Source organism: Paraglaciecola psychrophila 170, from assembly GCF_000347635.1.
GTDB classification, from domain to species: Bacteria; Pseudomonadota; Gammaproteobacteria; order Enterobacterales; family Alteromonadaceae; genus Paraglaciecola; species Paraglaciecola psychrophila.
Genome location: NC_020514.1, coordinates 1,149,043 through 1,175,097 on the forward strand (window position 1 = coordinate 1,149,043; position 26,055 = coordinate 1,175,097).

At 41.1% G+C, this 26,055-nt stretch carries 19 protein-coding genes and 1 pseudogene; 15 read left to right on the forward strand and 5 right to left on the reverse strand.

All coding sequences use genetic code 11. The features are described 5' to 3' along the window. Nucleotides 1-40: 40 nt before the first annotated feature. Nucleotides 41-1,021 (forward strand): SDR family oxidoreductase, encoded by a 981-nt coding sequence (locus tag C427_RS04985; protein WP_007639425.1) that lies wholly within the window; start codon nt 41-43, stop codon nt 1,019-1,021. Nucleotides 1,022-1,144: 123 nt separating this feature from the next. On the opposite strand, the pseudogene C427_RS04990 reads toward C427_RS04985, so the two are convergent. Then, nucleotides 1,145-1,983, reverse strand: a pseudogene (locus C427_RS04990) (DUF2797 domain-containing protein). A 437-nt stretch (nt 1,984-2,420) separates the two neighbouring features. Between C427_RS04990 and hpf the strand changes: the two are divergent. From hpf to corA, 11 genes are all read left to right on the forward strand, one after another. Continuing rightward, entirely contained in the window at nt 2,421-2,777 is a 357-nt protein-coding gene (gene hpf, locus C427_RS04995) for a ribosome hibernation-promoting factor, HPF/YfiA family (RefSeq protein WP_007639422.1), read from the forward strand. A 159-nt stretch (nt 2,778-2,936) separates the two neighbouring features. Beyond that, on the forward strand, nt 2,937-3,188 hold the full coding sequence (locus C427_RS05000) for a hypothetical protein (RefSeq protein WP_034899644.1): 252 nt from the start codon (nt 2,937-2,939) through the stop codon (nt 3,186-3,188). Between the two features lie 206 nt (nt 3,189-3,394). Next, the gene (locus C427_RS05005) at nt 3,395-4,372 is read left to right on the forward strand and encodes an oxidoreductase family protein (protein ID WP_007639418.1); all 978 of its coding nucleotides are present in this window, start codon (nt 3,395-3,397) and stop codon (nt 4,370-4,372) included. Between the two features lie 34 nt (nt 4,373-4,406). Beyond that, a complete protein-coding gene (locus C427_RS05010) occupies nt 4,407-4,832 on the forward strand; it encodes a DUF2177 family protein (protein ID WP_007639417.1) in 426 nt (141 codons plus the stop codon). After that, the gene (locus C427_RS05015) at nt 4,822-5,502 is read left to right on the forward strand and encodes a hypothetical protein (RefSeq protein WP_007639415.1); all 681 of its coding nucleotides are present in this window, start codon (nt 4,822-4,824) and stop codon (nt 5,500-5,502) included. Before C427_RS05010 ends, C427_RS05015 begins: the two co-directional genes overlap by 11 nt. A gap of 301 nt (nt 5,503-5,803) precedes the next feature. Beyond that, nucleotides 5,804-7,525 (forward strand): ABC transporter transmembrane domain-containing protein, encoded by a 1,722-nt coding sequence (locus tag C427_RS05020; protein ID WP_407636127.1) that lies wholly within the window; start codon nt 5,804-5,806, stop codon nt 7,523-7,525. Nucleotides 7,526-7,713: 188 nt separating this feature from the next. Next, entirely contained in the window at nt 7,714-8,232 is a 519-nt protein-coding gene (gene def / locus C427_RS05025) for a peptide deformylase (RefSeq protein WP_007639411.1), read from the forward strand. 77 nt (nt 8,233-8,309) lie between these two features. After that, nucleotides 8,310-9,554, forward strand: coding sequence for a lytic murein transglycosylase (locus tag C427_RS05030; protein ID WP_007639409.1), 1,245 nt, complete (start codon nt 8,310-8,312; stop codon nt 9,552-9,554). A 207-nt stretch (nt 9,555-9,761) separates the two neighbouring features. Continuing rightward, on the forward strand, nt 9,762-9,926 hold the full coding sequence (locus C427_RS26210; protein WP_153810660.1) for a hypothetical protein: 165 nt from the start codon (nt 9,762-9,764) through the stop codon (nt 9,924-9,926). A 232-nt stretch (nt 9,927-10,158) separates the two neighbouring features. Beyond that, nucleotides 10,159-12,456, forward strand: coding sequence for a YgiQ family radical SAM protein (locus C427_RS05035; protein ID WP_007639407.1), 2,298 nt, complete (start codon nt 10,159-10,161; stop codon nt 12,454-12,456). 327 nt (nt 12,457-12,783) lie between these two features. After that, nucleotides 12,784-13,851 carry a magnesium/cobalt transporter CorA gene (corA, locus tag C427_RS05040; RefSeq protein ID WP_007639406.1) on the forward strand — a complete coding sequence of 356 codons (1,068 nt, stop codon included), beginning with the start codon at nt 12,784-12,786 and terminating at the stop codon, nt 13,849-13,851. A 227-nt stretch (nt 13,852-14,078) separates the two neighbouring features. Here the strand turns inward: corA and pckA are convergent, their stop codons facing one another. Next, complete coding sequence (gene pckA, locus C427_RS05045) at nt 14,079-15,728, reverse strand: phosphoenolpyruvate carboxykinase (ATP) (protein WP_007639403.1); 1,650 nt, start codon at nt 15,726-15,728, stop codon at nt 14,079-14,081. Between the two features lie 508 nt (nt 15,729-16,236). Then, a complete protein-coding gene (locus tag C427_RS05050; protein WP_007639401.1) occupies nt 16,237-16,629 on the reverse strand; it encodes a phasin-related domain-containing protein in 393 nt (130 codons plus the stop codon). Between the two features lie 542 nt (nt 16,630-17,171). On the opposite strand from C427_RS05050, the gene C427_RS05055 reads away from it, so the two are divergent. Both C427_RS05055 and C427_RS05060 read left to right on the forward strand, forming a co-directional pair. Further along, complete coding sequence (locus C427_RS05055; RefSeq protein WP_007639399.1) at nt 17,172-19,682, forward strand: S8 family peptidase; 2,511 nt, start codon at nt 17,172-17,174, stop codon at nt 19,680-19,682. Between the two features lie 165 nt (nt 19,683-19,847). Next, nucleotides 19,848-22,355 (forward strand): S8 family peptidase, encoded by a 2,508-nt coding sequence (locus C427_RS05060; protein ID WP_007639398.1) that lies wholly within the window; start codon nt 19,848-19,850, stop codon nt 22,353-22,355. Between the two features lie 351 nt (nt 22,356-22,706). Here C427_RS05060 and C427_RS05065 read toward each other — a convergent pair whose 3' ends face one another. Together C427_RS05065 and C427_RS05070 are read right to left on the reverse strand one after the other, a co-directional pair. Continuing rightward, nucleotides 22,707-23,180 (reverse strand): DUF6998 domain-containing protein, encoded by a 474-nt coding sequence (locus tag C427_RS05065; protein ID WP_007639396.1) that lies wholly within the window; start codon nt 23,178-23,180, stop codon nt 22,707-22,709. A gap of 551 nt (nt 23,181-23,731) precedes the next feature. Then, nucleotides 23,732-24,127, reverse strand: coding sequence for a hypothetical protein (locus tag C427_RS05070; protein WP_007639393.1), 396 nt, complete (start codon nt 24,125-24,127; stop codon nt 23,732-23,734). Nucleotides 24,128-24,384: 257 nt separating this feature from the next. Between C427_RS05070 and C427_RS05075 the strand changes: the two genes are divergently transcribed. Further along, nucleotides 24,385-25,365, forward strand: coding sequence for a hypothetical protein (locus tag C427_RS05075; protein ID WP_015430505.1), 981 nt, complete (start codon nt 24,385-24,387; stop codon nt 25,363-25,365). The last annotated feature ends 690 nt before the right edge of the window (nt 25,366-26,055 follow it).

The following is a 26,055-nucleotide window of genomic DNA, read 5'->3' on the forward strand; positions in this document are numbered from 1 at the left end:
GCATAATCCATCCTAAATATTAATCACAAAAGGGATCTCCATGAGACGACTTGGCATTATCTTACTTAACTTTACTTTATTCATTAGTTTTAATGCCTACAGCGCTCATCACGGCGGCGCAAATTCTCATCGAAAAGCAGTGTTGGTGACAGGCTCTAGCTCTGGGCTTGGTTTAAAAATGACCCAAGAATTGAGTAAAAATGGCTTCTTTGTTTACGCTGGTGTTTTACATAAAGACGAAATGAAAGCAATGAATGCGATGGACAACGTCACTGCTGTTCAATTTGATGTACGTAATCAACAAGAGGTTGACGCTGCTGTAAAGTTTGTCAATGACCAAGGTCGTGGTCTGTATGGTTTGATTAACAATGCTGGCGTGGCTGTCTTTGGACCTCTGTTGGAATTACCTGTCGAGCAACTGCAATATCAGTTAGATGTAAACGTATTTGGGCCTTTTCGTGTCACTCAAGCATTTGCACCAATGATCATTGAAAGTAAAGGCCGTATTGCCACCACCGGTTCGATTGCAGGTATTCTATCTAGCTCAATGTATGGCGCTTATAGTATGAGTAAACATGCTATCGAAGCCTACACTGATGCTTTATCTTCAGAAATGACTCGTTTTGGGGTGAGTGTGCATGTGATTGAACCTGGAAATTATGCATCCAATATCGGCAACGCCGCTAACAAATTGATGAGTGATACTCATTATTGGACGGATGATAGTCAATACAAAAAAGAGCGTGATGGCTTGGTAGTTAGGCTAACTCAGGTAGAAAAAGGTCCAGACCCTATTGATGTTGCGATGGCTGCATTGGATATTATGCAAAGTGACATGCCAAAAAATCGATATATGGTTACCGCGACTGTTGGTCAAGCTGATGCCACAGTGCGTCGCCAAATTAGTAAGCTGTTAGAACTTAATGATGGCCAAGTTCACCAGTTTGACCGCGCTAGGTTGATTGAAATGCTAGATGAAGAAATCGCTAAAGGTTCAAAAAATAATGCTGCTGCAAAATAACTAGAATACTTAGCTAAACCCAGTAATCCTAGTTGCGCACAGACTAAAATAAGTGGGGCACGCACTAGGTATAGATGTTTGGAGCGGTTATCTATCCAGAGCTCAGGTTATCTTGTAAAACAGCTAAGCTGTTTCTACCTGCAAATTATAGCCAGAATATTTACGCATATTGATCACTCGGTCGCCGTCTAACATCAGATATTGGCCTTTAATACCCAATAGGGTGCCTTCAAATGTCAGTTCTTTATCTAAGTTGATAGACTTTACTTTTTCGGGGTATTGCTCAACGGGATAACAAATATCAATAGCGGGAGTATTGGTGATATCAATCGCTTGAAAGCCATATTCTTCAATGATTTCGTCTAAATCAGCTTCAACTTGCTCCAGTAGTGATTCTTTTAGCGCGGCTAAATCAACTTGTTCGGGCTGACTTTTGAGCATGGTACGCCAATTGGTTTTGTCTGCAATATGCTCTTTAAATGCCATTTCAACCAAGCCACTGGTTAGCCTGTTTTGTACACGCATGATAGCAATGGCTTGGGTGGCGCCTTGATCTATCCAGCGACTAGACACTCCGTCAGTAACATGACGAGTAATCCCAACTTTTACCGTGCCGGTATTGGCTAAATAAACAAAATGGTCTGATAAGCAGTTAGCTTCACCCCAAGCGGGCTCGCGGCAGGTCCCTTTTTCGTAGTGACACAGTTCTGGTTTAATAATACAGGTATCACACTGTGCCAATTTCATTAGGCAACGATAGCAGTATCCCTGATTAAAGCTTTTTTTGTTTTTGTCGCACAATGCACGCAATGTATCTCGCCGCCATATACAACCTTTAGTGATTGGCCTATCAGCGCATTCATATTAATTTCGTTAACGCCAATAGGCAGAGAATATTGAGCTACATTGTTTGAGTCAGTACTCACACTCATCTTGCGGGTATTGCCTTGGTACAAGGTCATCTAATTTTATCCAATAATGGTCTCAAAAATATTGAAACAAATTTAACACAGACATCTATCTAAACAACAAATATCAAACAGTATGATTTTTTATATTGATTTTTACTTGTTTTTTGCTCATCTTATCCCAAGCTCTATAGTAGACGTTGTTCTTACATATTACGGTGAGATTTTCATCAAAACGTTCTCAGGCAAGATTAAAACAGTACTTTTTGGGTACCCAAATAAACTGGCTTGACACAGCATGGGGATGTTTTGAGGAAAACCCTTGAGGCTGGAATATTTGTTCGCTTGATGTGTTTAGAATGACCAAACTTCTAGATGGGCGCCACGCGATTAACGCGTTGGAGAAAACAGACGATTTCAGTTTCGGCGATGTATGAGGGAGCAATGCGCCCTCGACAATAAAAATGTAATCAGAGCAAAGAGGAAAATCTATGAAAATAAATGTTTCAGGTCATCATTGTGAAATCTCAGAGTCAGTTAAAGAAGATATTCATCAAAAGTTCTCTAAAATAGCTAGCCATTTTCCTACCTTAATCGCATTAGATATCATCGTAACTAAAGAGCACGGTGAATTTAGTGCCGAAGTTGCCACTAAATATGAAGGAACCAGTATTGCGGTAAAAGGCAAAGGTGATGTGATGTACCCAGCTATATCCCAAGCAGGTAAAAAATTAGATGCAGCACTTAAACATCGTAAAGGACAGTTAAAAGGTGATTTGCATGAAAAACCCAGTGTTACTACCCCTGAAATTGCCCATGAAATTATTCAGGGTATGGATCTGACCTAGTCTTCCTAGTATTAACCCGCGCGCTCAAGTTAACAATAATATCTTGAGCGCCATGCCTGATATGGCGTTTTCACCTCTCCTTTATTTTTTCTGCACGTTTTTTGCACACTGCTTGCTAGTTTCTTGCACACTGTTTGATTGATTTTTGGTAAGCCTTGCTTGAATTTAAATCAACATGTAGGACATATTACAAATTTTGTTAACAGTGTAAAAACGAATATATCGGTAACGTTATTGACAATTTGTTGTTTGATTGGTACCACTATAAGTCTATCTGCTCATGCTCAAGATCGCGTGTCAAAGGATAAGCCAGAACATAAACGCCCACAATTTTCGTTATTAGATTTGGACCAATATGGTTCTGTCACATTCGAAAAGTTTGCGCAAAGTGACGTGCCAAACGATGATTAAGTCACTATTTTTGGTCATATTGATACAGACGGAGACGGTGTCTTGACAGAACAAGAATTTAACAGCCACGAACCGCCTCATTGCGATAGATAGATATTAAGAATAGATAAAACCACGCTTCAGAGCCGTTTTATCTATTTATTCTTCTTCGCGTTTTCTGTTTGGGGTAACATATTGACAGTCAGTCAATCTTACACACACAACGGATGCCAGTTATCAATGTTTTAGCCCTGCTTAAACAGAATTTTGCGGACAACTCATTATATAAACTACAAACCGTGCAATCTCTTTGGAGTGGCTACGGGGATATTTCGCGGTATGTAAGTCCAAGACTCCACACTACTTTTATTGTTAAACACATTTCACCACCCATCGAGCAAGTTCATCCTAGAGGATGGAATACGCAAACCAGCCATCAACGTAAATTACATTCCTATCAAGTTGAAACCAATTTTTACCGATATTATGCATCCTTATGTGATGATAATTGTGTGGTGCCTAAACTATTGGCTGAGTTTTCAGAAAACCAACAACAGATATTAGTATTGCAAGATTTAGATCACGCTGGATTTTCGCTGCGTAAAGACCAAGCCAGCATCGCTGACGTGAAGCTAGGCATTAAATGGTTAGCCTATTTTCATGCTAGGTTTTTACAACAACCCAGTTCTGACCTTTGGCCTGTTGGCACCTATTGGTATCTGGCTACGCGCCAAGATGAGCTTAAGGTGATGCAGGCAGGTAAACTCAAAGATGCTGCTCAAGCTATAGACAGCGCATTGAATAATGCGTGTTTTCAAACCCTGGTTCACGGTGATGCGAAGTTGGCTAACTTCTGTTTTTCTGATAACAATAGCGCTAACAGAATAGCCGCAGTGGATTTCCAGTATGTGGGTCAAGGAGTAGGTGTAAAAGACCTTGCTTATTTTTTAGGGGCTTGTCTTAGTCAAGATGATTTATTTAAATATGAACAAAGCTTATTAGACGAGTATTTTTCACAGCTCAAACAAGCATTTTGTCATTATCAGTTAAAGTGGGATATTGCGTTGATACAGCATCAGTGGCGCCGCTTGTATCCTTTAGTCTGGGCTGACTTTTATCGATTTTTATTAGGCTGGAGCCCCGACCACTATAAAATCAATGGATACATGCAAAAGCAAACCAACATAGCGCTAGCTAGCTTATAAACTAAGTTATATTCATAAACGCCTCAGGAGCAAAATGAAAACGAATATCATAACTTACGCAACACTGTTACTCAGCCTGCTTATCCTTGATGGCATTTGGTTAGGTTTGGTTGCAAAGGACGGTTATCAACAGGCAATGGGACATTTTATGCGAGAACAGGTCATCATATGGCCTTGGGTTGCATTTTATCTATTGTACCCATTGGCGATTTTGATTTTAGCAATTAACGTTCAACTGCCCACACAGTCTAGATTTTACTTTTTATGGCGAGGTTTTGTTTTAGGTGCAGCGGCTTATGGCACTTACAACTTAACCAACTATGCACTAGTGGTAAATTGGCCTCTGTCTATTACGATTAAAGACTGGCTCTGGGGTGCTGTGTTGACCTCAAGTTGTGCGATGATGGGTGGACATGTGTGGTTGAAATGTTCTTTCAGAGTAAAGTTAAATGATATCTAAGCCGTCTAATGCTGCTCGACTAGTCAGTAATATTAAAGCTGCAATAGGCGCTAATTTACTACCTGGTCTATGTTTGCAGCTGTTCGCTTTAACGATCGGGTTAAGCTACTTCTATTGGCCTGCATCCCAGCAAACCTTTCAGTTTTTTGCTGACTTAAAAACAGAATATGGTGCTTTGTATGCTATTATTTCCACTTCCATATTCGGCGGCTTGTTGCCATTTTTGTATCTATTTCTTAGTGGCAAAATTAAATTTTTAGCAGTTACGCAATTACTTTTTTATATCATTATATGGGCAGCGTTAGGTGGCTTGATAAATGGATTTTATGGCTTGCAAATTCTGTTATTTGGAGAAGGCACAGACTGGCTAACTATATTCAAAAAAACCGTGTTTGATCAATTTGTGTTTTCTGTCTTTGTCACTTCACCATTTATTGCTTTAGCTTTTTTATGGAAAGATCAGCAGTTTAATTGGCAGCAAACCAAAATGCATTTTAATGACCTCATTAAGGTGCAAATTCCTACTACAATTGTGACTACTTGGATTATCTGGATACCTGCAGTGAGTCTTATTTATATGATGCCAAGTAATCTACAAATTCCGTTGTTTAATTTAGTGTTATGTTTTTTTGTATTGATACTGGCTATTTTAAACGTTGATGAAAAATAGCTACGCTAATCATTACATTTGCTGAGTCTTGGTAAGTAGCCACTTATAAGAGTGGCTTTAAATGCACTAAAACCACTTATAGCTAGTCTCGGGTTGAGTTGCGACTAATTGGTTATATATTTCGCCGGAAAAGATACATGTCGTTCATCAGGTGGTTGATGTTACTCATAAATATCCTGCAACAGTTTGATACTTTTTACTTTGGCTGGCGTATCGTAATAGGTCTTTAATGCCCCCATATAAATTTTACTGTTAAACTTAAGAGAGTCACGCTTTGCAATCCCCTAAAACCAGCACCGTTATGAAATGGCTATTTGGCCAACTTCGCCCTTACAAATCAAAAGTGTTTTTTGCTATAACAGCACTAATTGTAGGTGCGGCATCTTGGCTATTATTAGGCCAAGGTATTAAAGCGGTAGTGGACGAAGGGTTTATTGCCGATAATGCTGACAAGTTAGATCAAACGATGTTTATGGTTATGGGTATTGCCCTTGTAGGCAGTATTGCTGCTTATTTTCGCTTTTATTGGATGATTTGGTTGGGTGAGAGAGTTAGCGCAGACATTCGCCAAAATGTGTATGGGCATTTGTTAACGCTATCACCTGCATTTTTTGCTAAAACCCGCACCGGAGAAGTAATTTCACGATTTACCGCCGACACCACATTGCTTCAGTCGGTGGTGGGTATGGGGTTGTCTATGGGCTTACGCTCATGTATTACTTTTATCGGTGCGTTATTCTTGATGCTTTTTTCTAGTCCAATGTTGACTCTGTACGTTTTAATTGCGGTGCCAATAGTGTTACTGCCGATTAGAGTATTTGGTGCAAAAGTAAGATTACACTCCAAAAACAGTCAAGATAAGGTCGCAGACGTGGGGGCTTATGTAGATGAAACGCTACATGAAATCCATACAGTACAAGCTTATTCTCATGAAGAAATAGACAAAACCTTATTTCAATCGCGTATAGAAGGTGTGATGGGGGCGGCACAATTACGGATCAAATACCGTGCTTTGTTGGTGGCATTTATTATGGCGATTAGCATTATTGCTATTACGTCAGTAGCTTGGATTGGTGCTCAGCAGGTGTTGTCGGGTGAATTGAGTGCTGGTGAGCTAACGGCATTTATGTTTTATGCAGTGATGGCGGGTGGCGCTGTAGCCACCATCAGCGAAGTGATTGGTGAAGTGCAAAAAGCAGCGGGTGCTAGTGAGCGTTTAATGGAACTGCTGAATACTCAAACCAGTATTCAGTCGCCTGTTTCTCCAATTGTTTTGCCTAACAAAGTTAGCGGTGAAATTGACTTAAAGCATGTAAGCTTCCATTACCCCCAAGCCGACACTGTTCCCGTTATAAAAAATCTAAGTTTGGCCATCAAAAGTGGTGAGCGTGTTGCTTTAGTCGGTCCAAGTGGAGCGGGTAAGTCTACGTTGTTTCAACTATTACTGCGTTTTTATGATGTCAGCAATGGGCAGATAGCATTAGAAAACCAAGACATTAAATTGTTAGATGTATCTGCATTGCGAGATCAATTTGCGTTGGTACCTCAAGAGTCGGTTATATTTGCTAGTAGTGTTAAAGATAATATTGGTTATGGCCGAACTCATGCTAGTCAGTTAGATATTGAAAACGCTGCAAAGGCGGCCCGTGCCCATGACTTTATTAGTGAGCTACCTCAAGGTTATGATACTAATTTAGGCGAACGAGGTGTGCGTTTGTCGGGTGGTCAAAAGCAGCGCATAGCGATTGCTAGAGCCATTTTAGCTGATAGGCCAATTCTGTTGTTAGATGAGGCCACAAGTTCTTTGGATGCCTCTAACGAGCAACATGTTAAGTTAGCGCTAGAAGAATTGATGAAAGACAAGACAACCTTGATTATCGCCCATAGATTGGCGACTGTTATCAACGCAGACCGGATAGTGGTAATGGACAAAGGTGAGATAGTCGCCATTGGCACTCATCAAGAATTAGTAGAGAATAATGCCCTGTATAGAGAATTTGCACAGTTGCAGTTGGTGAGTTGACAGCTAAAATAATTTTAACCACAGCGGAAATGTGATCTCCGGGTGCCGCGCACCGAGGAAAAGAATAATCAGTTTAAAATCTGTTCCTCTGAATAACGAAGTGGTTGGCGTCATCGGCTCTGTTTTCGCCACCCGAGGTTCTTGGTGGTTCAAAGCTTTTTTATTAAATATTTAAAGGAAGGCAGTTTATGAAAATTGCGCAGGTGGGTGAAGAGGTCCTTAGAACGCCAGCTAGGCAGGTTGAGCAGGTTGAGTTTGAGCAAGAGGCACTGTTCACATTTATGGATGGGTTGCTGGCGACTATGCTTGAAGCTAACGGCATCGGTATTGCTGCACCACAAGTGTTTGACCCTAGGGCTATTATGATTATTGCCTCGCGACCTAATCCGCGTTACCCCGATGCGCCAGATATGCAGCCTTTGATGATGGTTAATCCTGTTATTAAGCAAAGTAGCGACAATCAGGTCTGGGAGTGGGAAGGCTGCCTCTCTGTGCCAGGTTTACGTGGGCGTATTGAACGACCAGATTGGGTTGATGTGGCCTATTTGGATACAGAAGGTAAAGTGCAAAATATCAAGCTAGAAGGTTTTGTCGCGCGTATCTTTTTACATGAGTTTGATCATTTAATTGGTAAAACATGGCTCGATCATATTACCAGTACAAAAAATATCATGGCAAACGATGTTTGGGTGACTAAATTCACCTGAAATTTTTTTATCAATTTATGTTAACTCAGTTAGCATAAACTTTTGAACAACAAATTTTAAATTTTTGGATAGTGAAATTGACTTCTTTATATTCATTTAAAACGATTTTTATCGCCGCAAGTTTCACCTCAGTGGCTTTTATTTCTCACGCTCAGGACGACCAAAATCCTGAGTCCAAATCGTTTCCACAGTGCATCGAACGTTTACAGCAACTAGCTCGTAACGCAGGAGTGTCTGAAAACACTACTGTAGATATTTTAGGTCAAGTTAAGCCTTTGCCAAAAATTCTTGGTTACGACCGTAATCAACCAGAATTTGTTCAGACGTTTACTGGCTACTTTTCAAAACGAGTCACCAATTGGCGGGTCAATAAGGGCCGTGAAAAACTGGCACAACATCGTGAGTTTTTATCCAAACTCACACAGCAGTATGGTGTGCCAGCCCATTACCTGATTGCGTTTTGGGGGCTAGAAACTAATTTTGGTGGCATCAAAGGTAAAATCCCCACTATCCCCGCTTTAACCACATTGGCTTGTGACCAACGCAGAAGTGCCTATTTTTCTGGAGAACTGATACAGGCTTTATTATTACTTGAGCGTGAAAAACTTGATCATAAAGACATGATTGGCTCTTGGGCCGGTGCCATGGGGCACACCCAATTTATGCCAACAGCCTATATGAAATACGCTAAAGATGGTGATGCTGATGGCAAAGTTGACTTATGGAATAATGAATTAGACGCACTGGCATCTGCTGCCCACTTTTTGCAAAACTTGGGCTGGAAAACGGGCTTTAAATGGGGCCGAGAGGTATTGTTGCCTCAAGGTTTTAACTATCAATTAGCAGGTAAATCCCATCCGCAAACGTTGTCTTTTTGGTCACAACAAAACGTGACGCAAGTGAGCGGTCAAACGCTCGGTGATAGTGACATAAAAGCAGCATTGCTTGTTCCAGCAGGACATACAGGCTCTGCATTTATGGTTTACCCTAATTTTGATGTGATCCTACGTTGGAATAATTCCGAATATTACGGCATAGCAGTAGGCCATTTAGCTGATCGAATCAAAGGGCAGGGTACCTTATCAAAACCTCTCCTGGAATTACCTAATTACACATTAGCCGAAATGCAACAATTCCAAGATAAACTGAATCTGTTGGGTTTTGATGTAGGCGAAGCTGACGGTATTTTAGGCCCTGCCACACGCAAAGGTGTACGTGGATTTCAAGTGACTGTTGGGTTGATTGCCGATGGCTATCCATCAAAAGAAACGGTTGAAGCAGTGATGAATGCGACTTTGAATACGGAACAAAACAGGACATAAATAGTTGAGGGTTTGTTGAGAGAAAACGAAATTGATTGATCATCTAACGTTATCCACATCACCTAGCGATATTTAAACTCTGCAACTTTGCACTGACCCTGACACATGCGATTCACTTTCTATCAATAGACTTTTTGCAAGCAAGCAAACGTTTCACTGAACAGTGGCAAACTTGGTTGCTCTATGGCGGTATAAATTAAGATATTAGTGCTTTTGGGGAATGTCGTTTTTACTTGGGGTTGTTATAAAGTCAGCCAATCAAAAGCCAGTGAAATCGACACTCACAATTATGTATTTGGTACTTTGCTATCAGCATTGTTGTTTAGTTTAGGGCACTTGGCTGTTGCACTGATTGTTGACGGGCAACCCTAATGTTTATATATATTTGTACATCATTATCATCATCCCCATCGGCAACAGTGTTTTTGGTTGTATTGCTGGCTATTTTGGGACCGTGGGCTTGAATACACGAGATTGGCACATATGTTTACGCATATAACCATGTTAATTTTGGTGTGATTATTGGCTCACTAAGGCAATTTATTTCTGCTATAATCACGCCGATTTTTTGTACAGCTAGTCGCTGCATTTTTTAGAGAGCATCATGCCAACCATTCAACCCGCAACCCGATCCAAACCTGTCGCCCGTATGAAAGCTGAGCGGGGATTATTTTCTTTCCCTAAATATTGGGCCGAGTGTTTTGGACCCGCGCCATTTTTACCTATGTCACGCAAAGAAATGGACCAGCTTGGCTGGGATAGTTGTGACATTATTTTGGTTACTGGCGATGCCTATGTTGATCATCCAAGTTTTGGTATGGCCGTTATTGGGCGTACGTTAGAAGCACAAGGATTCAGAGTGGGGATTATTTCCCAGCCTGATTGGCATAGTAAAGACGAGTTTATGAAGCTCGGCGAGCCTAACCTATTTTTTGGTGTGACCGCAGGCAATATGGACTCGATGATCAATCGCTATACGGCTGAGCGTAAATTGCGTCATGATGATGCCTACACTCCAAACAACGAAGGCGGAAAACGTCCCGACCGCGCAGTAACGGTTTACACCCAGCGTTGTAAAGAAGCTTATAAAAAACCTGTCATCATTGGTGGCATTGAAGCCAGTCTAAGACGTATTGCTCATTATGATTATTGGTCAGACAAAGTACGCCGTAGTGTGTTGTTTGATTCTAAAGCCGATATGTTGATGTTTGGTAATGCCGAGCGACCCTTATTAGAAATGGCCCATCGTTTTGCTGCGGGCGAAACGATTGACCAGATGCAAGATATTCGTGGCACAGCGGTGATTCGAAAAGAGCCGTTACCCGGCTGGCAAGGTGTGGATTCAACGCACCTAGACAGTATTGGTAAAATTGAACCTATTATTAGCCCTTACCAAATTATTGATGACAAATGCGCCGTCTCCTCTGAGGCTGAAAGGCAAGCGGCAATTGAAGAGCAAAAAGCTCAGCCAATAGTGATTCAGCCATTTACATCAAAAACTGAAAGACGTAAACCTTGGGATAAAACCTATGTTTTGCTACCTGCTTATGATGTAGTGCGCGCCGAAAAAACCCATTATGCCCATACCTCACGTATTTTACACAAAGAGACTAACCCTGGTTGTGCCCGTGCCTTAGTGCAGCGCCATGGTGATCGCATCATTTGGATTAACCCACCTGCTTACCCATTAGAAACCGAAGAAATGGATGCGGTGTTTGATTTACCTTATGCACGGGTTCCGCACCCTAGTTATGGCAAAGCAAAGATACCTGCCTATGACATGATCAAAACGTCAGTGAATATTATGCGCGGTTGCTTCGGTGGTTGTACTTTTTGTTCGATCACAGAACATGAAGGCAGGGTGATCCAAAGCCGTTCGGAAGAGTCGATTATTCGTGAAATAGAATTAATTCGCGACAAAGTACCGGGTTTTACCGGTGTTATCTCTGATCTCGGTGGTCCAACTGCAAACATGTATAAATTGCGTTGTAAAAGCCCCAAAGCCGAACAAGCTTGTCGCCGTTTGTCCTGTGTATGGCCCGAAATCTGTGGGCACTTAGATACCGACCAAACCCCTACCGTTAATCTTTACCGTAAAGCTAGGGAAGTCGAAGGGGTTAAAAAAGTCCTGATTGCTTCTGGTGTAAGGTATGACTTAGCGATTGAAGACCCGAATTACGTAAAGGAATTAGTGACGCATCATGTAGGCGGGTATTTAAAAATCGCACCAGAGCATACTGAAAAAGCCCCACTTGATAAAATGATGAAACCAGGTATGGGTACTTACGATAAATTTAAAGAAATGTTCGACAAATACACCAAAGAAGCAGGCAAAGACCAGTATTTAATTCCTTACTTTATCTCTGCTCATCCGGGCACCGAAGATATGGATATGGTGAATTTGGCTTTGTGGCTCAAAGAGCGTAACTTCAAATTAGACCAAGTACAAAACTTCTATCCGTCACCTATGGCAAACGCCACCACTATGTATCACACCGGTAAAAACCCGATACATAAGGTCAATCATAAGAGTGAAGAGGTTGAAGTGCCTAAAGGCGAAATTCATAGGCGTTTACACCGTGCATTTTTACGTTATCACGATCCAGCCAACTGGCCAATATTACGTAAAACGCTCAAAGAAATGGGCAAAGCCCACTTGATTGGCAATAGCCCTAAATGTTTAGTGCCTGCTGAAAGTCGCAATGAATTAAAAGGCCGCGACCAAAAAGAGTTCGCCAAACGTTCAGGTAACAAAGCATTTGCTAAAGGTAAAACCGCGAATGCAGTAAAAGCACAGAAAGGGCTAACCCGTTTTAGTGATAACCAACCTCACAATGAAGCGGCTAAAGCTGAACAAGTGAGTCATGGAAAGTCGAATAACAAAAAACGGAAACCTCATTAAATCACAGGATTTAGGCAACGATTGTGTGGTTCATCTGATATCTACTCTTTATAAATTTGGTCAACGGTAACTTTTTATTACATAGAGAGTAGTTGCTACTCTGCTTTGCCAACTTCACATAAAAAAGTGTTGTTGGCAGCCTGTTTCAAATAGCCTGCTAAACATCAATTTACATTGATTTTCAATACTGCAACTCTCACAACCCAGAGACAGCAATTAAACCGTGAAGTGCAACACCAGATTAATCAGTAAGTGTCCCGACAAACCTTTAATTGTTCTTAATTTTGTATAAAACTATCATTACTTACCTATTCTCAAGGTTTAAAAATGAAACTGTTTAACAAACGCTATCACCAGCCTGGTACTCGCCCAGGAATGTTAGCCGAACCTGCAAGCGATATATTTACACTTGATTTGCTCGAATATGATGAAAATTCGATAAGCGTAAAGCGTAATCTTGATGTGAATGTTTGTCGTTCTTTTATTGGCACTGAAAAAGTAACGTGGATCCACGTTCAAGGCGATCCGCCTCATGATACTTTGCTTTCTTTAGCTAAAACCCTCGATATTCATGAGTTGTACGTTGAGGATATAGTGAACTCAGGACAAAGACCAAAAGTTGAATTAAACGAGGATCAAATATTTGCGATACTGAGTTTCCCTGTCGACAATGGCAGCAGCGTTCAATTAGAGCAAGTTAGCTTGTGTTTTAGCCAAAATACCGTTGTATCTTTTTGTTCTGGCACGGTTAATCCCTTTAGTAAAATCATCACAAGATTGAACAGTGGGGTGGGTAAATTGAGACGGCGTAAAGCTGATTATCTGTTCTATAGCCTAATTGATACCGTTATTGATTTCGGTTTCCCCCTATTAGAGTCCTACTCTGAACGCATCCAAACGCTTGAAGATCTGCTATGTGATTCGCCTGATAAAGCACAGTTGAATCAAGTGCATAAGTTGCGCCGAGAATTACTGTTAGTTAGACGCCGTTTATGGCCTCAACGAGAGGTGATTAACGAAATATTACGTGATGAGGATAATTCTCAAATATCATTTGAAACCAAGCTACATTTTCGCGATTGCCATGATCACGTTATTTCAATCATGGAGTTGTTAGAAACCTATCACGAGATGACCTCAGGTTTGATGGAACTGTATATGACTAGCGTGAGTTTAAAATTAAATGATGTAATGAAAGTATTGACTATTATTGCCACTATTTTCATTCCCCCTACATTTATCGTTGGTGTGTATGGGATGAATTTCGATCCTAACTTGAGCAGTTTGAATATGCCTGAAATCCAATGGGAATATGGCTATATTGCGGTGTGGGGTTTAATTTTTTCTATGACAACGGGGATGTTAATGTTTTTCAGAAAGCATAAGTGGATTTAATCTTGGTGACCCACTTTCGGGGCTAAGGCACTGCAAGAAGCAAACATTTCTCATTTTCTTCATGGAACCAAGCAAACTAGTTGTCGCTTATTTCCAGAGGTAAACATGTAAATGCTTGGATGAACATTTTCAATAGAGTGATTGCCATAATAGGCTAAAAGGTTATTATCTCTTTTTTTTCAATCATGTTTGAGGCCTCAAAGTGAATGAGACCTCAGTCATCTATGTTATAAATGAGGTCCTGCTAAAGTAAGAGCTTTACCTTCATCATTATCTGTAAACTTAGTAAAGTTACCGATAAATAGTTCGGCTAATTGTTTCGCTTCCTTATCCCATTCATCCACGCTTGAATATGTATTGCGTGGGTCTAAGATATGGCTGTCTACGCCAGTTAATGTAGTAGGGAAAGCAAGGTCGAAATAAGGCAGTGTTTCGCATTCAGCGTTTTCCACTTCACCGCTTAATATTGCATTAATAATAGCGCGGGTTGCCGCTAAACTAATACGTTTACCTGTGCCATTCCACCCCGTATTAACTAAATATGCGCTTGCACCAGCGTCAGACATTCTTTGCTCTAGTACTTCGGCATATTGCGTGGGGTGTAAGCTTAGAAATGCCTGTCCAAAACATGACGAAAACGTTGGAGTAGGGTGAGTAACACCACGCTCAGTGCCTGCCAATTTTGCAGTGAAGCCTGACAAATAATGATACTTTGCTTGTTCACTGGTTAAACGTGATACTGGCGGAAACACACCAAACGCATCTGCGGTTAAGAAAATGACTTTTGTTGCATGTCCCGCTTTACTGATCCCTAATACTCGGTTTTCAATATGTTCAATTGGGTATGAAACACGGGTGTTTTCTGTTTTAGAGTTATCAAAGTAATCAGGTACATTGCCCTTTATCACCACATTTTCTAATAGGGCGTTACGTCTAATTGCGTTATAAATTTCTGGTTCTTTATCAGCATCTAAATCAATTGTTTTGGCGTAACACCCGCCTTCGAAATTAAAGATACCGTCATCATCCCAGCCATGTTCATCATCACCAATTAATGCCCGTTGAGGGTCGGCTGATAAGGTGGTTTTACCCGTTCCCGATAAACCAAAAAATATAGCGGTATCATTATCTTTACCCACATTGGCCGAGCAATGCATTGACGCGATACCTTGAAGAGGAAGAAAGTAGTTCATCATGGAGAACATGCCTTTCTTCATTTCACCGCCATACCAAGTGCCACCAATTAATTGCATTTTTTCAGTTAAGTTAAATGCGACAAAGGTTTCGGAGTTAGTTTCGTGTTTTTTGAAATCTGGGTCTGAAGATTTTGACGCGTTCATAACCACAAAATCTGGCTCAAAATTATCAAGCTGGTCTTCTGTTGGGCGAATAAACATATTTTTAACGAAGTGTGCTTGCCAAGCTACTTGCATAATAAACCTAACTTTAAGTGCCGTATTTGCGTTTGCGCCGCAAATGGCATCTACCACATATAGCTCGCTATCTGAAAGCTGTTGCTGACTGATTTTCTTTAACGCTTGCCAAGTTTCTAATGAGATGGGCTTATTGTCGTTATTGTTGTCTGCGGTCTTCCACCATACGGTATCTTCAGTTGTATCGTCTTTTACTAAAAACTTATCTTTTGGCGAACGCCCTGTATAAATTCCAGTGTCGACATTGACTGCACCTGAATCAGTTACGGTACCTTTCTCGTAACCAGTTAAGGCTTCATCAGTCTCGGCGGCAAATAATGTGTCATAACATGGATTATGGATAATGTTGGTTATATTCTTAAGCCCAACCGTTTCTAAATGCGCGCGGACTTTATCGAGTCTGATACTTTTTGAGGCGCTAGGCTGCTGTTCTTTGATTGTCATATTTTAATCCAATAGTAATTATCTGGGTGTTTTTGCGGCCAAATTATATATATAAAATGTATAGCGCTGGCTGTACCGGACTTTTCAATCTGTTGCGTTAAAGTCATAGGTTTTATACACAAAAAAAATTAATAAATCATAATAACGGTATTATCTTGGCTATAAGCACTGTGAATAAAAGATTACAAAACGCACATGTACTTACTTTCTGACGTAAATTGTAAATTACAATGTAAAGTAAGGGCTGCTTCTTACTGGTTTATCTTTCATTACAATCATTATGTAAAAGGATATTTTAGTGAGGGAACATTAGCACTTGGAAGGTGAAAAAGAGGACCAAAGTGAGGACATTTACGACTTGCAGATAGTCTTTAATTATACATTTAACGGTTTATTTAAATGAACGACTAAAACTAATATCCTATCAATCAATCAATCAATCAATCAGTTGTTTTTACTTATAAAAAAAGAGAGCTCAAAGGCTCCCTTTTTTAAAGGCTAGATTGAATTAAGCTTTTTTTACTGCCGGCTTAGCAGCTAATTTAGCTACTGCAGCTGTTAAAGCGTCAATTTTGTCACTTAGCTCTTCAATTTTTTTGTCAGAATCAGTGTTATTCAGACCGAGTTTGTTTCGAACTGTCTCGATGCGAGTTTCGATTTCAGTTTGAGCTGCTACTTTGGTTTGGACTTCCTTAACTTTGTCTTTACCTTCAGTTTCAAGCTTTTCGCCTTTAACAACTAACTCATCAAACAATTTGTTTGAATCAGTAGAAAGTGCTTCAAAACGACCTTTAACTTCTTCGTAGCCTTTACCATATGCACCAATACCAGCTAACCAGACTTTACGAGCCATGTCTTCTGCATTAGCGGCTTTTTCTTTGATCATATCGATATTACTCATAATATTTACTCCGTGGATGTTTAAAATTAGATGTCTTGCTTCAATGGATTGCATCTTACGGATCAAAATTAGAAATCGCATACTAATCAACCAATTTTATTTAATATTTCCAAGAAAATATTAAGCATAAAATAAAAAGTCAGGTTTATTAGTGCCATTTCTGATGCTTTTTAAATAATTTATCGTGTTGTGATAGTTCTCAGACCTTCTTTGTTTGTAAATCCATTTCTTCAATTGGAGCTATGTGTTGTAAAAAATCGAATAAATAGGTAACGCTGGCTCTATTGAAAATTGCTCAATATTTGCTGTCTGTACAAAATCGTAACGTCTTAAAAACTGTGACCATAAAAACACTCATTACATAAACGGGTGCTACTCGATTCAAAAATAAGGGGATGCCGACTGCTGCCATATTTTACATACTCCAGATTTCAATCGCACCTTACTTAGGGGGATACCCCTATTTGTTCTTTTTGCATTACTTGAGAAACTAAGTAGGTAAAGTTAATAACAAATAGTTAACATTTGGAGCAACCTAAGACATGAAAAAATTTACATTAAGTGTATTGGCTGCCGCTGTTATATCAGTGACGCTGCCTTCGCAAGTTTTGGCACAAGCAGCTATTGGCGAACAACTAGCACAAGTACTGCCGACTATGAGCGGCGAAGAAACGATTATGGCAGTTGTTACATTTGAACAAATGAGCCCAGTATCGGTAAGTCAAATACGTTCATTAAAAGCGTTAGGTATCGTTAAAGGCGTTCAGTTTTCTGCCGTGCCCGTGATGGGTCTTGTTGCTAATGTCGCACAAATTGAAGCTATCGCTGCAAGAGACGATGTTCGCTCAGTCTGGTTAAACCGTAAATTAGACTATTTCAACGCCAGCTCACGTCAAATAACTGGTGTAGACAAAATTCAAGGTGCTGAGTTTGCTAACCGTAATGGCGGCACTGAATACACTGGTAAAGGCGTCACTATTATGGTGAATGATTCTGGTATTGATGCCACCCATCAGGATCTGTTTTTTGGTGATGTAGTGGTCGATAACGTTCAAGCCGCTACGCATTCATTGGATCTTGCTGAGACTGGCATTACCGATGGTTTTGTCATTCAGGGACAACCTAATACTGATCTAAATGTCGGCCATGGTACCCATTGTGCTGGAACAATAGCTGGTTCAGGGGTTATGTCTGATGGAAAATATAAAGGCGTAGCGCCTGATGCTGATTTAGTTGGTTATGGCTCGGGAGCAGGCTTATTTATTTTGGATGCTGTCGGGGGGTATGATTATGCCATTAATCACGTATACGACTATGAACATCCGTTACGTGTTATGAGTAACTCTTGGGGATCTGGCGGCAAGTTTGACCCTAAGGGCCCAGTAAACTTGGCGTCTTATAAAGCCTATAAGTTTGGAATTTTGTCAGTATTTGCTGCGGGTAATGCTGGGTCTGGTGAAAATACCCATAACCCTTATGCTCAGATCCCTTGGGGAATGTCTGTAGGTGCAGGTGATACAAATGGTAATTTGGTCAACTTTTCTTCTCGTGGTTTAGAATATGAAACGGGTGATTTCACTATGCCTGATGGGACAGATTGGACCTATAAGAATGAAGTTACGATCGTAGCACCAGGTCGTTACGTCATATCAACACGTTCATCTACTAATATGGTTGCCAACGGTAATCAAGCAGATTCCGTTATTGAGCCCGCTTATTTACCTTTTTATACGCGTATATCGGGTACCTCTATGGCAACACCTCACGCAGCAGGCGTTGTGGCTCTGGTAATGGAAGCTAACCCATCGTTAAACATTGATGAAGTGAAACAACTAATAAAAGAGTCGGCTACTAATATGCCTGGCTATGAAGCGTGGGAAGTAGGGGCGGGTTATATTAATGCGCGCGCTGCGGTAGCCGCAGCAAAGGGATTTGACAATAACCAAAAAGAGACAATTAACAACAGTTCAGATTCAGAATTTTTTGCAAATATCGATATGCAAGCTCAAAAGATCTCTGAAGGAAAATTAGCTTTTGATACCGTAGAGTCACAAGTAATTGAGCTCGAAGTTGGTCCCAATGCAAAATTCGTAAGTGTCGGTGTAACTGCTTTGGCAGCCATTAAAGCCATTCTCGAAGATCCAGATGGAAATCGTTACGAAGGAGATTTCACAGCGCCTCTTTTGGCTGACAGCTCAGTTATTACTGCTCCTGCTAAATCAGGTACTTGGAAATTATCTATGCAACCTGATGCTTTTGGTCTAGAAGTGTCGCCCCTAGGAGTTGCCTACGATGAGCAAGCTCAAACTGACGAAGCAAGTGATAACCGCGTTACTTACTGGGCATGGCAAGACGTATATCAGGGCTCAGATGGTATGGATGATGTAATAGGCCATAGTCAACAAGATGCAATAGAAAACGCAGTTCTTGAGCGTTTAATGGACGGTCGCCCGACTGGGCAGTTTGAACCTGATTCAATGCTGTCCCGTAAAGAATTAGCAAAGGCATTAGTTATGGGTGCAGCAGTGCGTCAGCATCGTAGCCTTGATAATGAGCCAGAAATTATGATTACTGGCGTTGGCAACAGATATCGGACTTATGCTGAGTCAGTCATTGTGCCTGGTGCAGCGTTGAAAGATGCGAAACAACAATTTGGTCCAGTCATGATGGCTGATGGTGGCGATTTCCGCGGTGGTGATGCGGTGAAGCGCGCAGAGCTAGCCTACAGTTTGGTACAAGTTATTGGCAAGGCACAAATTGCTATGGACTTTGGTGATGATCACCAGGTCACCGTTAACTACAACGGACAGACAATAACGATTGCTGACCAAGGCACTATTCCCAGTGACATGCGAGGATATGTACAAGTTGCACTTGATGAGGAACTTTTAGGTGCTAGTTACAATATAACGCAAGAACAATTCGGCTTAGAGCCCAAAATTGGCGCCAATTTTAACCCTGACAACGGCATCACACGAGCTGGCTATGCCATTATTGCTAACAAAATAGATTCACTTTATTTTGTATCAGGAACTGCCTCTAACGCTGAATAGCGATAGTGTTTTAAGTTCTGTTTAACGCCCCGCTTGCGGGGCGTCTTTATTTGTAACCAATTCAAAATTAGATAGGGGGAACCCCCTATTTCTAAATTTTCACTATCCCGACAGAATACTTAAAAAAACATGTCAATTATTTTAATAATAAGAGCGAGTAAAGAAATGAAAAAATTTACCTTAAGTGCAATAGCCGCCGCAACCATGGCGTTGACTATGCCGTCAGTCGTGTCAGCTGAAGCTGCCATTGGTCAACAGTTAGCTGAGTTTTTACCTACTATGACCGCAACCGAAACGGTTATGGCTGTTGTTACTTATAATCAATTAGAGCCAGTTTCTACAACCCAACTTGAGCATCTTTCTACACTGGGTATTAGTCAGGCGGTTCAGTTTGCTTCGGTTCCTGTTATTGGGGTAGTGGCTAACCTAGAACAAATTAAAGCCATTGCTAAACGCAGTGATGTACGCTCGGTATGGTTAAATCGTCATCTAGAATACTTTAATGCTGATGCTCGCCAAATTACTGGTGTCGCTTCAATACAAGGTGATGATTTTGTTGAACTTAACGGTGTCGAATATACTGGTAAGGGGGTCACTGTGATGGTGAACGATTCGGGTATCGATGCCACCCATCAGGATTTATTTTTTGGGGATAAAGTTATCGACAATGTGCAAGGTCTAACCCACGCGAGTGCCCTAAGCATTGTTGGAGTTACTGAAGGTTTGATCATTAAAAACCAACCTAACACTGATACTAATTCAGGTCACGGCACCCATTGCGCAGGCACAATTGCTGGCTTAGGTGTCATGTCAGACGGTAAGTATACTGGTGCAGCGCCCGATGCTAAGCTAGTGGGCTATGGCTCAGGTGCGGTGATTGCTATTCTTGATACTATCGGCGCTTACGACTACGCCATTAGCAAGGGCGATAGTTACGACGAAGGCCCGTTACGGGTAATGAGTAATTCATGGGGGTCAAGTGGCAAGTTTGATTCATCAGGCCCCGTTACTTTAGTGTCATATAAAGCACATAGATTGGGTATATTGTCTGTGTTTGCAGCCGGCAATTCAGGTTCAGGCGAAGATACACATAACCCTTATGCTCAAATCCCTTGGGGAATGTCTATTGGCGCAGGTGAAAAAGACGGCACTCTTGCTGGTTTTTCTTCAAGAGGTTACAAGTGGGAATCAGGTGATTTCACTATGCCTGATGGCACAAACTGGACATATAACAACGAAGTGACCGTCGTGGCTCCAGGCGTAGATATTATCTCTACTCGCGCTCTCACCAATGCAGGTGCTAACGGTGGTGCCGACGATGTAGAGGCGATGGACGCAACGCATGTACCGTTCTATACCATGATATCAGGTACATCTATGGCAACGCCTCACGTAGCCGGAATTGTTGCCCTGATGATGGAAGCTAATCCAGATTTGGACACACTCACAATCAAAAGATTGTTACAAGAATCCGCTACTAATATGCCAGGTTACGAACGTTATGAAGTCGGTGCTGGATATGTGAATGCACGTGCAGCAGTTGCAGCAGCGAAAAGCTTTGATATGAACCATAAAGTAACGGTGAACAACCTACGCGACAAAGTGTTTAATGCGAATGCATTGATTAAAATCAGTGACAAGACCTTTACAGATAACATCTGGGTAATGCCCGCTGGCACAACAGAGCCAGTAGGATTGAAAAATGCATTTACGTTTGACGTACATGCTGATGCCATCTGGGTTAAAGGGTCAGCGAGTACACTTGCTAATACTTCTAAACTGGTTTTAATTGACCCACAAGGTAATGAATACTTTGGTAACTTAACGTTGCCTGTGCTTGGGACTGAAATGCGTGTTACTGCTCCTGCGATGGAAGGCACTTGGAGTGTCCGTGTAGACGGTCTGACGTCTTTGTCTGGTGTTAATCCTGACCCGCTTGGATTAACCAATGGCCCCATGGCGCCTGATAATTTTGACGTTACCATCACATTTGAAGATTTGATTGGCTTTGATGGAGTAGTCGATATAACAGGCCATCCATATGAAAAAGCGATGCAATATGCTGTTAGCAAACGACTGATGGATGGTTTTAACGACCGTGGTTTCCGCCCAGACGCAAAGTTAAAACGTAAAGACCTCGCTAAGTACTTAGTCATGGGTGGCGCTGTTCGTCAATACCGTGATCTAGACAACGAGCCGCAGCCAGCTCTTAGTTCAGTTCCTACTAGTTATAAAGCATTTGTTGAATCTGTATCGGTTGAGGGGGGCGCATTGAAAGATAAGCTGCTTAACCAAGCTCCTATCATGCTTAGCGAAGGGGGTAACTTTGCACCTAAGGGACGGGTAAATAAACTAGATCTTGCTTACAGCCTAGTACAAGTATTAGGGCTTGAATCGGTCGCTAAAGCGTTTGATCCTAGCGATGATATTACCGTTGACTATAATGGTCAGATTATTGTGTTAGCAGATCAAGATAACATTCCAGACGATATGAAAGGTTATGTGCAAGTTGCAATACAGCTTTCATTATTGAATGTTAACTTCGCCGTGGTTCAAGGCTATTACGACTTGACGCCGCAGCTAACTGCGACCTTCAAACCAGGTTACAAAGTGACCCGCGCAGAATACGCGGTTACGGCTGGTCGTTTTTTTGGACAATACTTCAGTCAGTAATATTAAAAAGTAACCAGGAGGCCAATCGGCCTCCTTTTTTTATATGTGAAACAATTTTACAGGTTATGTATCCCTTAAATCATTGTTAATATTATTACCACAATCAAATCCTCGGCTCTACACACAAACTCACTCAAATTTGCCTCATCTGTTCGAGCATACTAAAGTTTGCAACTAGGAATTAATTTTTGAAACTTGCATTAGGTCGGGTTTGTGCTGTGAGCTCACAGCCATTTGCGGTCGTTCATTAACGATGCCAGAACGCGCAGCTTTTAAATTGGTGTTTATGTGGTCGCGAAGCGTTAAGCCACAAAAAGAGCACAAGAAAAGCTTTCGTCGTTGCTGGCCTTATTAACTGCACAATGCTTCTTTAATACATTTAACTCTCTGGTCGCTCAATATGGGCCCCTTGAGTATTAATATGTGGGCATTAATATGCTTTCTAAAAGATGCATATTCGCCAACGACTTCATGAGGTATCAGTACTGCATCGATTACATCAAAGTTTTCATCGTATATCACTGCGGCCAATTCATCGAAGTCTTTTTCATCATATTTTCGGATGGCACTTAGCTGGCGTGACCTATTGTCTGGCGTAATTCGGCGGCCTTTAATTTGCACTCTGACATTATTTTTATCCATGCCGTCATAGCCTGCTTTTGAATTAGCTTGTAACTCAAGATTAAGAGCTTTTGCCACAAGCCACTCAGTATAATCTCCGAGTGGATTATTCTTAGTACGAACAACCCTTCTATCTTTCAGCTCATCGATGACCGATGATTGAAGACGAAGAAGATCTTTAATACCTAATTCATTGAAGTTCACTCGTTCCCTCTTTGACAGCTAATCGTTTATTAGTGCGACATTTCAAGGTCGACAATCTTGAAAACTAGACTACCTTGTATAGTTGAAAAGTCCAGAGTGAGTACGCTAAGGCGTTTATGAGTCAGTTATATGACTATAATTCGCTCATTGGAGCCATTCGCTGAGCGTCACAAATGTACCCAGCCTGTGTGAAAACTATTTTCAAGCCATTATTTAAACGAGAACTGATGTAAATATGCGTCTTACATTAAAATCTGACTAAGTTTTCTAACCAATCAAATACACATTTTACGTAGCATTGCGTTATTAATTTGGTCATTGGAGTTTTCACACAGTCTGTGCCATAAGGGGACATTCATCATTAGCTTGATAAAACTAGTTTAGATAGTTGTGAGAGCCTCTATAGAAGAAGTTGAGTTTACTTCAATGAAGTTGCTTAAAATTGAAGTATTTAAGCTTTGTCACATGCAAACTTTATCTCTAGATATGGTTTCAAACTTATTTGACTGTGACATGCCACCAGATATTCTTTCTGCTCTATTTTAATTAAGTTAAAAGTTAATATCATAATTAAAATAGTGTATGTCGAATACAATAGCCAAAACATTAGGAAATGGACTTTCTTCTATAGGATATTTTAAAAGGAATTTGAAGTCCCCCTTACCATTCTGGTCATTGACTTGAATAAGTGTAGGTAGTCCAAAACCTTGTTTTTTCTTTCTTAAATGGGACACAAGCGAATTACTTTCTTTGTTGTTAGGAAGTTCTATTATTTTTTTATTTAAGGATCCCAATAGCATCATCAAAAAACCTTGCCACTTAGCTCCTATATAAAACTTCGAAGCATCAATATCTAAGCTTTTTAATAGTGAAATAATATCGCTTCGTAACGTTTCCAATCCAATTAGTTGGCTGAAATACTTATGATCGTCGGAATGCCATTCCATAGTAATATCAAGCTAAAGAAGACACCTAGAAGCTAAAGAAAGCTAAAGAAGACACCCATTTTTAGGAAGTAGCAAATCACCTGTTATGCCCTAAACTATAAGGTATTCACACAACCAAGGATGGTCTGTTATGCCTCAGCCACGTAGGAATCAAATCAGTTTAATCAAGCTAAAGAAGACACCCATTTTTAGGAAGTAGCAAATCACCTGTTATGTCCTAAACTATAAGGTATTCACACAACCAAGGATGGTCTGTTATGCCTCAGCCACGTAGGAATCAAATCAGTTTAATCGATACCCCTTATTACCACTGTGTTTCCCGCTGCGTGCGTCGTTCTTTTTTGTGCGGTACGGATAAGTTTACTGGGCAGAGTTACGAACACCGCCGAGGTTGGGTAGAAGAGCGTTTGTTATTTTTGTCGTCGGTATTTGCTATCGACATTTGTGCTTATGCGGTCATGGGTAATCATACCCATGTGGTTCTGTGTGTGGACAAAGATATGGCTGAACGCTGGTCGATGAAAGAAGTTATAAGACGTTGGCATCAGCTTTACCAAGGTACGTTATTGAGTCAAAAGTATCAAAGAGGCGGCACACTTAGTAAAGGGGAAATGATGAGTCTAGAGGAAACAGTGACAACTTACCGTCAGCGTTTATACGACATCAGTTGGCTAATGCGTAACCTCAATGAGTACATTGCTCGCGAAGCTAACAAAGAAGATGGTTGCACAGGCAGGTTCTGGGAAGGCCGATTCAAATCTCAAGCTCTGTTAGATGAAACTGCAGTATTAGCCTATATGGCCTATGTGGACTTAAATCCTATTCGCGCCAAGATGGACACCACGCCAGAAACGTCAAAACACACCAGTATTCAAAATCGAATACATTCTCTTATCAAAGGCGAACAACCTAAAAATCTGATGCGTTTTGTGGGTAATCACAGACAAGATGTGCCTAAAGGCATTGCTTACAGCTTAATTGATTATTGTGAACTAGTAGATTGCACAGGTCGCTGTATTAGAGATGATAAAGCAGGATATATAGAGCAACAGCATAGCCCTATTCTTGAGCGGCTTAACATTAACGTAGAACAATGGTTAACCCTGACCACAGAGTTCGAAAAACACTTCAGTACTGCCGTAGGCAGTGAGCACATGTTACAGCAATTCAAACAGCACACAGACCATAGGCGTATACGAGGGATGGCAAAGGCAAGAGCCTTACTTCAATCAGCCTGAATCACATCTAAATTTATCCTCAAATCCTCTAATAATAAGTGTCTCAATCATACTGTCTGCAATTTGAGCTGTGCGCCCATGTTAACTGCATTCATCTCGTTCAATCCCAAATAAGCTCGAGTTCCTCATTTTAAAACCAAGAAATGTGAATATCTCTGCCACTTTGTGCTTATTGAATATGCTGTGATTGGGTGTTTTATTACTTTGGGTGTCTCGTTTAGCCGCTTTGTCTAGATAACAAATATTTTACCATGACAAGGCTATTTTTATTTATATTATTCAGTTAGTTATGCAGAATTTGGCGTTCAAGTTGAACTCCGAAACTTGAGTCTCTAATACAAATCCATTTGATACCCATGCAGAAATCTATTGTACCATACCATCATGTTGATAAACTCATCAGCTCCATGATGAAGACGATGAAGATGAAGACCATGATAGCACAACATCGCGTCGCTAAGCGGTGCTTCTCGACAGGCCCCGTGGCAGCGGCTTATGAACTCAAGGTGGACGCGGGGGAGGTGCGACGAGATGACGCGCAAGTCGCTCTGGCGGCAAAATTCGATGCCCTGCACGAGTCTCTTGCCTCGCTCCCACCAGGACCCGTTCGCACCGACGATCCGACAGAGAGCAGCTGACAGGCAGCAGTCCACTGTTACTGGCGCGATCCCTGGCATCCGCCCAGTCCTT